At 41.0% G+C, this 12,586-nt stretch carries 12 protein-coding genes; 11 read left to right on the top strand and 1 reads right to left on the bottom strand.

Annotated elements, in window-relative coordinates:
• Positions 1–4 precede the first annotated feature (4 nt).
• The 11 genes from ileS to AC3KVK_RS11365 all read left to right on the top strand — a co-directional run bounded on the left by ileS (position 5) and on the right by AC3KVK_RS11365 (position 12,000).
• Positions 5–2,833: an isoleucine--tRNA ligase gene (ileS, locus tag AC3KVK_RS11415; protein WP_490312879.1), complete on the top strand. Its 2,829-nt coding sequence runs from the start codon at positions 5–7 to the stop codon at positions 2,831–2,833.
• A 9-nt stretch (positions 2,834–2,842) separates the two neighbouring features.
• Positions 2,843–3,340 (top strand): signal peptidase II, encoded by a 498-nt coding sequence (lspA, locus tag AC3KVK_RS11410; protein ID WP_490312878.1) that lies wholly within the window; start codon positions 2,843–2,845, stop codon positions 3,338–3,340.
• Positions 3,333–3,773, top strand: coding sequence for an FKBP-type peptidyl-prolyl cis-trans isomerase (fkpB, locus tag AC3KVK_RS11405; protein ID WP_490312877.1), 441 nt, complete (start codon positions 3,333–3,335; stop codon positions 3,771–3,773). The genes lspA and fkpB overlap by 8 nt, the downstream gene beginning before the upstream one ends.
• A complete protein-coding gene (gene ispH, locus AC3KVK_RS11400; RefSeq protein ID WP_490312876.1) occupies positions 3,773–4,702 on the top strand; it encodes a 4-hydroxy-3-methylbut-2-enyl diphosphate reductase in 930 nt (309 codons plus the stop codon). Before fkpB ends, ispH begins: the two co-directional genes overlap by 1 nt.
• Before the next feature lie 24 nt (positions 4,703–4,726).
• Positions 4,727–5,746, top strand: a complete 1,020-nt coding sequence (locus AC3KVK_RS11395; RefSeq protein WP_490312875.1) for a sensor histidine kinase — start codon at positions 4,727–4,729, stop codon at positions 5,744–5,746.
• Positions 5,743–6,450, top strand: a complete 708-nt coding sequence (locus tag AC3KVK_RS11390) for a LytR/AlgR family response regulator transcription factor (RefSeq protein WP_490312874.1) — start codon at positions 5,743–5,745, stop codon at positions 6,448–6,450. Before AC3KVK_RS11395 ends, AC3KVK_RS11390 begins: the two co-directional genes overlap by 4 nt.
• Positions 6,451–6,555: 105 nt before the next feature.
• Positions 6,556–7,104, top strand: a complete 549-nt coding sequence (pilV, locus tag AC3KVK_RS11385) for a type IV pilus modification protein PilV (RefSeq protein ID WP_490312873.1) — start codon at positions 6,556–6,558, stop codon at positions 7,102–7,104.
• Complete coding sequence (locus AC3KVK_RS11380) at positions 7,101–8,081, top strand: PilW family protein (protein ID WP_490312872.1); 981 nt, start codon at positions 7,101–7,103, stop codon at positions 8,079–8,081. Before pilV ends, AC3KVK_RS11380 begins: the two co-directional genes overlap by 4 nt.
• Complete coding sequence (locus tag AC3KVK_RS11375; protein WP_490312871.1) at positions 8,069–8,554, top strand: pilus assembly PilX family protein; 486 nt, start codon at positions 8,069–8,071, stop codon at positions 8,552–8,554. The genes AC3KVK_RS11380 and AC3KVK_RS11375 overlap by 13 nt, the downstream gene beginning before the upstream one ends.
• Positions 8,555–8,601: 47 nt before the next feature.
• Positions 8,602–11,598 (top strand): PilC/PilY family type IV pilus protein, encoded by a 2,997-nt coding sequence (locus AC3KVK_RS11370; RefSeq protein ID WP_490312870.1) that lies wholly within the window; start codon positions 8,602–8,604, stop codon positions 11,596–11,598.
• A gap of 9 nt (positions 11,599–11,607) precedes the next feature.
• Entirely contained in the window at positions 11,608–12,000 is a 393-nt protein-coding gene (locus AC3KVK_RS11365) for a type IV pilin protein (protein WP_490312869.1), read from the top strand.
• Between the two features lie 37 nt (positions 12,001–12,037).
• On the opposite strand, the gene AC3KVK_RS11360 is transcribed toward AC3KVK_RS11365, so the two are convergent.
• Positions 12,038–12,550 (bottom strand): GspH/FimT family pseudopilin, encoded by a 513-nt coding sequence (locus AC3KVK_RS11360; RefSeq protein WP_490312868.1) that lies wholly within the window; start codon positions 12,548–12,550, stop codon positions 12,038–12,040.
• Positions 12,551–12,586 lie beyond the last annotated feature (36 nt).

The raw sequence follows: 12,586 nt of genomic DNA, 5'->3' as shown, positions 1-12,586 counted from the left end.
ATTAATGAGCGACTACAAACATACTTTGAATCTACCGGAAACTCAGTTTCCAATGCGTGGCAACTTAGCCAACCGCGAACCAGGCATGCTCAAAACATGGTATGAACAGGATTTGTATGGTCAAATTCGTAATGCAAAAAAAGGTAAAAAAACCTTTATTTTGCACGATGGCCCTCCATATGCGAATGGTAATATTCACTTAGGTCACTCAGTCAATAAAATTTTAAAAGACATTATTATCAAAGCAAAGACGCTATCTGATTTTGATGCGCCTTATGTGCCTGGTTGGGACTGTCATGGTCTGCCGATTGAATTGCAAGTAGAGAAGAAAGTGGGCAAACCAGGCCAAAAAGTCACGGCAGCAGAATTCCGTGAAAAATGCCGTGCCTACGCTAAAAAACAAGTTGATGGTCAAAAAACTGATTTTATCCGCTTAGGTGTTTTGGGTGATTGGGATCGCCCATATCTGACCATGAATTATGACTTTGAAGCGAATGCAGTGCGTGTTTTAGGTCGTATTATTAAAAATGGTCACTTGCACAAAGGTTCCAAACCTGTGCATTGGTGTACTGACTGTGGTTCAGCGCTTGCAGAAGCTGAAGTCGAGTATCAAGATAAACAATCACCAGCCATTGATGTGAGCTTTCATTTTGTTGATGAAGCGCAGCTTGTTTCTCAATTTAATCTGGTCGATGGTCAACAGGGAGAAGGTGCTGCAAAAGTGGTTATTTGGACCACAACGCCTTGGACATTACCGGCAAACCGAGCGGTTGCTATTCATGAAAAATTAGAATATAGCCTTATTCAAGTGGAAGCAGAACACGGTGTCCAACGCCTAGTGATTGCGTCTGACTTAGTAAAAGATACCATGGACCGTTATGGTTTCACAAAATATCATGCATTAGGTTACTGCAAAGGTGCTGCGTTAGAGAATTTACAGGTTCAGCACCCATTTTATGATTTTACTGTGCCTGTGATTTTAGGTGAACACGTGACAACTGATTCGGGTACGGGCGCTGTACATACTGCACCTGGACATGGTCAAGAAGATTTCGTGGTCGGTAAACTTTATGATCTTGAAGTGGCGAATCCTGTAGGAGCAAACGGTGTTTACTTACCAGATACACCATTATTTGCTGGTCAGCATGTATTTAAAGCGAATGCGAGTGTGATTGATGTTCTGACTGAAAAAGGCACATTAATGCATCACCAAGCGCTGCAACATAGTTATCCGCATTGTTGGCGTCATAAAACTCCAATTATTTTCCGCGCGACACCTCAATGGTTTGTTAGCATGGATCAAGCTAATTTACGCGAAGACTCAATTCGTGAAATTAAAAAAACTCAATGGTTGCCTGAATGGGGCGAAAGCCGCATAGAAAAAATGGTTGAAGGCCGCCCTGATTGGTGTATTTCTCGTCAGCGTACCTGGGGTGTGCCAATTGCCTTGTTTGCGCATAAAGATACGGGCGAAATTCACCCTAATACACAAGCTTTGATTGAGCAGGTTGCTGAACGGATCGAACAAAAGGGCATCCAAGCTTGGTATGACTTAGAAATCACTGAGTTGTTGTCAGCTGAAGATGCTGAACAATACATGAAAGTATCTGATACGTTGGATGTCTGGTTTGATTCGGGTGTGACTCATGCATGTGTCGTTGATGCGCGTGAGGAATTAGTCGGGCCAGCTGATTTGTACCTTGAAGGTTCAGATCAACATCGAGGCTGGTTTATGTCGTCAATGATGACATCAGTCGCGATTAATGGTCATGCCCCTTATCGTCAAGTGTTGACTCATGGTTTCACTGTAGATGAAAACGGCCGAAAAATGTCGAAATCACTAGGTAACGTGATTTCACCACAAGATGTAATGAATAAGCTCGGTGCAGACATTCTTCGTTTATGGGTTGCATCAACAGACTACACCGCTGAAATGACGGTATCTGACGAAATCTTTAATCGTGCAGCCGATCGTTATCGCCGTATTCGCAACACCAGTCGTTATTTGTTATCGAATCTGAATGGCTTTAATCCGGCTACTGACTTAGTTGCAATCGAAGATATGGTTGAGCTAGATCGCTGGATTTTAGACCGTGCGGCCGTACTGCAAGAAGAAATCATCGCAGCCTATGATGATTATCAAATGTTGGTTGTGACACAAAAACTGATGAATTTCTGTACGGTTGAATTGGGCTCTTTCTATTTAGATGTCATTAAAGACCGTCAATATACAGCTAAAACGGAAGGGTTAGCTCGCCGCTCGTGCCAAACCGCGCTTTACCATATTGCTGAAGCTATGACTCGTTGGATGGCACCGATAATGAGCTTCACAGCGCAAGAGATTTGGCAAATATTACCAGGTGAACGTGAGCAGTTTGTCTTCACTGGTCAATGGTATCAAGGGCTCGTTAAAGCTGAGAATGCCGACGAATCTAATGAATATTGGCAATCTATCCTGACTGTCCGTGACCAAGTTAACAAAGTGCTTGAATCTGCTCGAAAAGCTGAATTGATTGGCGCAACATTACAAGCAGAAGTCACGCTTTTTGCCGAAGAAAACCTTGCTGAAAAATTAGCGCGTATTTCATCAGAACTTCGTTTTGTTTTGCTGTGCTCTAAAGTCACAGTTGCGACATTAACAGAAGCTCCTGCAGATGTTAGTTCAACTGAGATTGAAGGCCTGAAGATTCAAGTGATGGCAACGGAAGGCAAAAAATGTGAACGTTGTTGGCATTATACCGACGATGTTGGTACACATTCAGAGCATACTGATATTTGTGGTCGTTGTGTCACAAACGTAGATGGTGAAGGCGAGCATCGCCAATTTGCTTAGGAGTTAAGTGTGCTAGATAACAAAAGTGGTTTAATTTGGTTATGGGTGACAGCAATATTGCTAATCCTAGATCAAGTAACAAAGTATGTCGTTAGCACGCAAATGCAACTCTATCAGTCGATAGAGTTGTTACCTGTGTTTAATTTAACTTATGTGCATAACTACGGCGCTGCGTTTAGCTTTTTGAGTGAGGCTGGCGGTTGGCAACGTTGGTTTTTCAGTATTATAGCAATCAGTATTAGTGTTTTATTAACTTGGTGGCTCAAAAAGCTACCGGCTAAAAATTTAGTTCTATGCGGTGCGTATTCGCTGGTCCTTGCAGGGGCATTGGGAAATTTATACGACCGTTTAACCTATGGCTATGTAATCGATTTTATCCATGTTTATTATGACACTTGGCACTTTCCCGCATTCAATATTGCTGATAGTGCAATTTGTATTGGCGCGGCGTTATTGTTGCTCGATGCCTTTAGAGATCAAAAGTCAGAGGATATAAAAAATGACTGAACAAGTAATTGGTTCAAATTCAGAAGTGGTATTTCATTTTTCGATCAAGCTATCTGATGGCTCTGCTGCTGACTCGAGCAAAGTGCATAACAAGCCTGCAAAATTAATGATGGGTGATGGAAGCCTAACAGAAAACTTTGAAAAGTGTTTATTTGGGCTCAAAGCTGGCGATAATAAGTCTTTTGAACTGGCTCCTGAAGATGCGTTTGGTCAACCTAACCCTGATAATATTTACTATCTCGATCGTTCTAAATTTGGCGTGGATGTACCGCCAGAAGTTGGCACTATCGTCGCTTTTACTCAACAAGATGGCACTGAATTACCTGGTTTAATTCGTGAGGTGGCGGGTGATTCCGTCACCGTTGATTTTAACCACCCATTAGCGGGTCAAGATTTAACGTTTGATGTTGAAATCATAGAGGTTACAAACTAATGAAAGTATTGTTAGCCAATCCGCGAGGTTTTTGTGCGGGTGTTGATCGTGCTATTAGTATTGTTGAGCGTGCACTTGATATTTTTACAGCCCCTATTTATGTGAGACATGAAGTGGTGCATAACAAATATGTGGTTGACAGCTTAAAACAACGAGGTGCTGTTTTCGTTGATGAGTTGGATCAAGTGCCGGATGATAATATTGTGATCTTCAGTGCTCATGGTGTGTCTCAGGCCGTTAGAGAAGAGGCTAAACGCAGAGAATTAAGAGTGTTTGATGCAACATGCCCTTTAGTGACAAAGGTACATATGGAAGTGACGCGAGCGAGCCGCCGCGGTACGGAATGTATTTTAATAGGGCATCATGGTCATCCTGAAGTTGAAGGTACCATGGGTCAGTACGACAACCAAGAAGGCGGGATTTACTTAGTTGAAACAGTCGAAGATGTGACTAACTTAACAGTCAAAAATCCAGATAACTTGTTTTATTGTAGCCAAACAACGCTTTCTGTCGATGATACTGCTGATGTGATTGATGCATTGCGCGATAAATTTCCTGCAATTGACGGCCCACGTAAAGATGATATCTGTTACGCAACACAAAATCGGCAAGATGCGGTGCGCGAATTGGCTGAAAAAGCGGATATATTGTTGGTTGTTGGGGCTAAAAATAGCTCTAACTCAAACCGTTTGCGAGAACTTTCTGAAAAAATGGGTACAACCGCATATTTAATTGATGATGCAAGTTCAATGGATGAATCTTGGTTTGAACATGCGACAGCGGTCGGTGTCACTGCGGGAGCCTCTGCTCCAGAAATATTAGTTAAGCAAGTTGTTGCGCAACTAAAAGAATGGGGTGCAGAAGAAGCGATTGAAAACCCTGGCGAAATTGAAAATATCATTTTTGCTGTGCCCGTTGAGTTGAGATAATTCAGCCGAAAAAGAGGCTAGATAATGGAACAATACGCTCAATTTAAAGGGCATTTATTACCTAGCCTATTTGGTGATAGAGCAACACTTGCAACGCTTGTTGTTGGTCAGTTCTTAGCAATTTTACTGACCTTTTCGCCGCTAAATAATGACGATCCGTGGTTAAAGTTTGGTTTAGTCAGCCTGTTTATTCATGTTTGTAGTTTAATTAGTTTAAGTGTTCTTGCTTTTATTAAACCTCGGTTTAAAACCACCCATTTAATGCCCCAGTTACTTGTGATTTTGTTTGTGGTCAATCTGGTTGTTTTTGGCGCTTCGACACTCGTGATTAGTATTGGGTTGATTGCAGATGAGCAGGTTATTAGTCTCTATTTAAAAAATACATTAATTGCCACGATCATCAGTTTATTGTTCGTCCAATTTAATGTTATGCATCAGCAAAATACGCAAACAAACTCAGCATACGATCGTGCTCAGCTTGATGCACTTCAGGCTCGGATACGGCCGCATTTTTTATTCAACAGCTTAAATACGGCCGCTGAACTTGTTCACCATGATCCTAATGAAGCAGAAAAAATTATCCTTGCCATTGCCGCGCTAGCAAGAGCCTCAATGAATGCGGGGCAAAGTGTTACTTTGGAACACGAAATTGAACTGGCAAAGCAATATCTGCAAATTGAACAATGGCGTTTAGGTCAGCGCTTAAATGTAATTTGGCGATTACCAGGTACCTTACCAAACTTACATTTGCCAAGTTTAACTATTCAGCCTTTGCTAGAAAATGGTGTGTGCCACGGTATTGAACCTTTGCTCGGGAGTGGTAATTTGGAAATTGAATTGCACGTAACTGATAAATCGGTGAGTTTAGTTGTAATTAACCCACTGTGTCCTGAGCGTAAAAATTCACGCGAGCGCAATGGTGTGGCAATCAATAATATCAAACAGCGTTTAGAGTTAGCTTTTAGCCACCGAGCGAGCTTAACTTTTCACCAAAGTGACAACTTTTATCGCAGTAAACTAGTCTTACCGAGAGGTGAACAATGAAAGTATTAGTTGTTGATGATGAGCCGCTTGCTCGTTCACGGTTAAAACGTTTACTGTTAGAACATCCAGATTATAACCTTATTGGTGAAGCTGAAGATGGTCACAGTGCCATTGAATTAGCGAAAAAGTATCAGCCTGAAGTGGTATTTTTAGATATTGAAATGCCACATTGCAATGGACTCGATGTGGCAGCACAATTAAAGGATTTTTCAATTGCGCCAGCGGTTATTTTTGTCACAGCTTACCCGCAACATGCGTTAGATGCGATTCAATGTGCAGCCGTTGGGTATTTATTAAAACCGGTCGATAGCAAGTCTCTTGCTGATGTGATCAGCCAGATCGGTAAGCTCAATCGTGCTCAGCTTGAAGCAACAAAAGAAGCCGCGATCAGTTATCAAGTGGCCGGTGTAACGAGAAAACTAAAGTTAGATGATATTTTATATATGGAAGCTCAAGACAAGTATGTGGTGGCCCATCATGTTACCGGACAGGCTTTATTAGAAACTAGCTTGAAACAACTCGCATTAAGATTTCCACTAAATTTAGTTAAAATTCACCGTAAATACCTGATCAACCCTGATAAACTCGAAGCATTTTTTTGCTCTGGCAATACATATAGTGTTGCTCTAGATGGCGTTGAGCATCATCTTGAAGTCAGTCGCCGTGAAAGTAAAAAAGTCCGCGAATTATTAAATCTTTCTTAATCACCACTTATCTGCAAATAACGACCGTTTGCTCCTTATTCAATTGTGATCTCTCAAACACTTGTTACTCTGTAAAATAGATTAATTTTTTATAGAGTGGTTCAGATGAACAATCACAGACAGCAACGAGGTTTTACCTTGCTTGAAGTACTCATCGCTTTCATTGTACTGACGATTGGTTTACTAGGTACAGTTGCTTTACAGGCAAAAGCGAAACAAGCTAGCTATGACTCTGTTCAGCGCGCCGCAGCGCTTGCTTTGGCGAATGATATCATCCAGCGGGTGCGTACTAACGATAGTCCAAGTGTGGCAACTGATTACGACGTCAGTTTTGGGAGTACAAGTACGAGTTCCGCATCTGCTTGCCTAAATGTTCGCTGTACAGCTTCTCAAATGGCTGCTTACGATATAGCGCAGTGGATCAGAGCCACTCAAGCTCGCGAGCGAACTGGTGCATTATCTGATGCATTTGTTTGTATCGATCCTACCGATAATGCCGATGGTACGGTTAGCTTGCAGGTGATTGTATCGTGGCAAGGGCGCCAAGAAATCGTTCAGTCCTCAGCGAATAAAGCTATTACTTGTGGCAATGCAGGTAATCGCAGGATGGTTGTGATGAATACAGATATTAATCTTCGGGATGGCACATTATGAAGCAACGCGGATTTACCATTATCGAGCTGATGATTTCTTTGCTTGTGGGGGCATTCATTCTTGCAGGGGTTATGTTCACTTATTTAGCAATGAAAACCAGTAATCGCGATACTCTTGAAATTGGTGATTTACAAGAATCAGGTCGAATCGCTATGGATGTGCTGCGCAGAGACATTGAACTGGCAGGCTTTTGGGGCAACTTTTCAGGCATGCCCAATGAGGTGAACTTTGCCAAAGCAAACCCAAGTAATGATTGTTTTGAAGGGGCTAATAACCGTAGCTTCCCGATCGCTGATACGAGCCAGTTTAAATTTATCTATGGTACGCAAACCAACAGTGCTGTCGTTTTAAACTGTATTAAAGACAGTATCTCTAACAGTGATGTCATTCAATTAAAAGGGGTCTCAGGCAACAATAGGTCAGGGGCAGCTTCTCAAGCTAATCAGTATTACTTAGAAACAAATTATGATTTTGCGAATATTCTTGATGGCACAGGTGGAGTATTACCTGTTGATCCCGCAAACTCTCTTTGGGCATACAATCATCATGTTTATTACATCGCGACTGATACTTATACCGTAAACAACAAAAGTTTATCAGTTCCTACCTTGAAGCGAAAACGCTTAACCAAAACAGGCATCATTACAGAAACTATTATGGAAGGTGTTGAAAATATGCGTTTTATTTATGGGATGGACTTTGATGGTGATAGCCGTGTTGACACATACAAGACTGCCGAACAAATGACGCAAACTGATTGGGAACAACAGGTTGGACAAATTTTAACCGTGCAAATGTTCATTTTAGTCCGCTCAATGGATACTGATTATGATTTATCCTCAACAACTCGTACTTATACGTTGGGTGGGTCAGGTACCGCGGTTAAAGAGTTAACGTTTAATGATAAATATCGTCGGATGCTATTTGTGTCCACCGTTCGATTAGATAATGGAGGAGATGATTCATGGAAATGGTAAGGCAAAAATCAAAACAAAATGGTGTTGTTTTAGTTGCTGCTTTAGTCATGATTATTGCTGTCACAGGGATTGCGGTAAGCCTAATGAGCTCTAGCACTTTAGATTTAAAAATGGTTAATGCAGCGCAAGAGAGTGAAACTGCAGAAATGACTATTAAGGGAGATGCAGAATTATCGCTTAGAAATGCAATGGATCTTGCTGCAAATAGTCCATTAATTAAAGGTGATGGTCAATTTACTAACGCCGGAATAGATATTAAGCATCAAAATGCAGACCCGAAATCTACAATTACGTTATTTAATGAACAGGTCGGCCCTGAAGAAATCCCCTGTCCACGACGCTTTGCACCTACCCCTGGTATTGTTTGCAACCCGCTTCGGATCCGAGCCAGTATTAAATACGGTGTAGGTCATAAACATGAAGCGGTCGTACAGTCAGGTATTTTACAAGAGTTAGGCAGCGCAAGCCAATAAGTGAACTCATTGGTTTCATTAAAAGGTTTAAATAAAAGGAAATGAAAATGATTAAGTTAAAGCAGTGTTGGCAAAGCGCATGTATCGCTTTGACTGTCTTAGTCAGCAGCCCTGTGATGGCTGAAGATATTGAGCTGTATGTAACACACAATGTTAAGACAACGGAAAGACCAAGAGTGTTAATTGTCTTTGATACTTCAGGAAGTATGATGTGGGACGCGGACACCGGCAATGGTTGTGGATATAGAGGACGAGATGAGTGTCCTAATTCTAGGATGAAAGTTGCGAAAAAGGCGATTAAAGATTTAATTAATAATAACTCTGATATCGACTTTGGACTGATGAGATTTGATGGTTATATGGTCGCAGGGATTGGCTCTGATGCCGCGACATTATCAAATAAAATAGATAGTTTTGTTCCATCTGGTGGTACGCCTCTTTCACAAACATTTTACGAGTCGTATCGTTATTTGAGTGGCGGTAATCTCTGGTTTGGTTATGGTCAGTCTAGTAGGGATATGTCACTAGACAATGGAACCTCTTATTATTCGCCGTTTAAAGCTAAAAAAGATGAGAATGGTTTTGATATATTGCGATGTGACAATAGTATCAATGTAATTATCATGACAGATGGCGATCCTTCTAGCTCTGATACAAGTGCAAATTCAGCCATATCGAGTTTGTATCGTTATGCCTTTTCAAATGAATCGCCAACTGGGTTGCCAGTGAATGGTTCCTCTAGTTTGTTACATGCACTTTCTGCTTCTATGAATAAGCTTGACCTTTATCCGACCACCCCGACCGTTAAAGATAATGTGACTACCTTTACTGTGGGATTTGGTGATGGGATGAGTCCCAATGCAGTGACATTATTACAAACGACAGCGCTTAATGGTGGAGGAAAATACTACCCAGCAAGTAATGCGGCAGATTTGACTAAAGCCCTCAACTTAGCAATTACAAAAATTAGGCAAGTCAATGATTCATTTACATCTCCTTCAGTTGCAAGTAGTCAAAGCGATCGTACTCAAACGCTAGATGCTGTTTATTTTGCTATGTTTTATCCTGAAAAAGGCCCTCGTTGGGAAGGGAATCTCAAGAAATTAAAGATAGTAGGCGATAAGTTAGTTGACACAAATGACAAAGCAGCAATAGATTCTGATGGTAATATTATTTCTGATGCTGCCACTTATTGGTTAAAAAGTGGTCAGGCCGATGGCAACGTTGTGGGAAAAGGAGGCGCGTCGGCAAGGTTAAGCGCTATGGCATCTCGTAAAATTTTTACTGATGTTGGGGTTAACGCCAATGGATATAGTCTTCCAGCATTTTCATCAAGTAATAGCGCGATTAAAGTTACTGGGTATAGCAATACCACATTAAAAAACCTAATTGATTGGAGTGCAGGTTTAGATGTTGATGACGAAGATGGTGATAATAGTACCACTGACCTTCGTGCTGCAATTATGGGAGATCCCTTACACTCAAAACCTGTCGCAATTAACTATGGTAAAAATAATGACATCCATATACTTGTTGGTACTAACGCTGGTTTCATTCATATGTTTAATGACTTAGGTGGTCAAGACGATATTAAAGAAGAGTGGGCATTTATTCCCAGCGATCTATATCCAATTTTACCAGCGATCAAAAATAATCAATTCTCGGCTACGTTAAGTGAAGGCAAAGTATATGGAATGGACCTAACACCCACCGTCTATATTGATGATAAAAATGATAATGGCATTGTTGATGCAGAAGCGGGTGATAAAGTTTGGGCTTTTTTTGGTATGCGTCGAGGAGGCAGAAACTATTATGGTTTTGATATCACTAACCCAAGCTCACCTACGTTAAAATGGACCATTAAAGGCGGAGAAGGTGATTTTGCAGATTTAGGTCAATCTTGGTCTCAGCCTAAAGTTACGTTTTTGAAAAAATACGGTGAAGATACACCTGTTTTAATCTTTGGTGGCGGTTACGATGCAAGCAAAGACACAGACCCGACAAGTATCGATAGTTTAGGTAAAGGCGTTTACATTGTTGAAGCATTCACTGGTAAGTTGTTACACCATTTGGATTCTGGTGATCACAGTATTCCATCGAGTGTTGCAGTTCTTGATTCAGATTATGACGGATATACTGACCGTCTGTATGCGGGCGATACGGGAGGCTTTGTTTGGCGTTTCGACTTACCCCAGAGCGAAAGTTGGGGGGCGGTTAAGTTGGCGAGCCTAGGTGGTACAGGCGCAAATAATCGCATGTTCTTTTATCAACCAGAAGTAGCCAGAACTTACTTTAGTGAGTTGACTCGTACTGAGGTTGATAATAATGGAGTGATATCAGTTCAATACTCTAGAAGACAAACACCTTATGAAGCGATTTTGCTGGGAAGTGGTAATCGGACTTCACCTAAAGATGGCACTATCGATGACCAACTCTTCATGATTCGTGATAAAAATGTACGGACAGAAAATCTTGCGAGTAAGTCATTGCCAGTGATATCTGTGGATCAATTGATGGACATTAAAACGGATTCGTTTGAAAATAAACAACTTGACGACTTCAGAGAGCTGGAAACTAAATACTCTGAGAGTTTTGTCGGCTGGCGCTACCCAATGACAGCAGGAGAAAAATCGCTGTCTGAGCCAAAAGTGATTGGCGGCGTGGCGTATTTTACCTCATATAAATTTTCAGCTAACACTAATTCGAATGTGAATCAATGTAGTGTCAATACTGGAGACGGCTCACTTTACGCTTTTCATTTGCACTATGGGACAAAAATTTACAATAATTTAAAATTTGATGTGGGCAATCGAGTTCCAGCGACCCCGCAACTAATCTTTGATAAAGATACCAATCAAAACAGTGAGTTTCTATTAATTGGCGTGGGTAGTGGTGAAAATGGATCAGGTGTTATCAAAGCTAGATCAATCGCTTCGAGCATTGTACCTGATTGTGATGGTCAAGGGTGCGTACCTGATTTGGTTGGAGAATTTGCTGGATTTAAAACTCACAGAAATTACCAATATCGAGAATCTAACTTTTAAGGTGAATGTATGAAACAGCGTGGTTTTACCCTGATAGAAGTGATGGTTTCTGTGGTGATAGTAGGAATCTTACTTGCAATCGCTATTCCAAATTATAGTGATTATGTTAAGAGAGGGGCCAGAACAGAAGCCAAAACAGCCTTGTTAGACATTGCTAATAAACAAGAGCAATTTTATGTGGACAACCATGAGTATACGGCGACCCTAAGTAACTTGGGGGCTGCAGCTACCTCTGAAACGGGCTTATATAGCATTTCAGTTGCCACCACATCGAGTGATACGGAGTTTACTATTACTGCAACTCCTGCAAGCGGTATTGCTTTGAAAGACGATGAATGTAAAACATTCACTATTACTCAAACAGGTGCAAAAGGTTTTACAGGCTCTGGTCCATGTTGGTAGCGTAAAGTGTCAGGGTGAATTGCAATTAATGTTTGCTTTATTTACCCTGACAATTCGTATCACGAATACGATAGCGGCCAGCTTGGCTTACCGTTATGCGTTTGCCTAATACTTCTGGTTTATCTTTTATACAATAAACAAAACTACCTGATTGGAACCCCGCAATACTTGCATCCGCTCGATAGGTGATTGCATTTCTTGGATAAGTGAGCGAATCACTCTCAGGAGTTGGCTCAATCATGCTGATTATAAAATCGTTGCCATCAAAAAATTTATTTTGATTAGCATCTATAAATACATAAATTTCTTTGTGCCAATCAGTTGTACATTGTGGTCCATTTAAAGGGCAAATGGTAACAGAGGTATCGTGGCTGATAGCTGTACCTCGTGCAACGGCTAATGTCGTTTTGATTAAATTGATACGGTTAGATTGGCGATTTTCAGCCAGTAGATTGCCGAATGAAGGCGTTGTGATCATGAGCAGTGTTGATAAAATAAGCATGGATACCATTAATTCTATTAAGGTAAATGCTAGCTGAGTTTTCTTCATCCTTGAAGTCTCTATAAATTCCTTATTATTTTAACT

This window comes from Pseudoalteromonas sp. J2K-J979, assembly GCF_058169715.2.
This window is presented reverse-complemented; position numbering and strand designations above follow the sequence as displayed.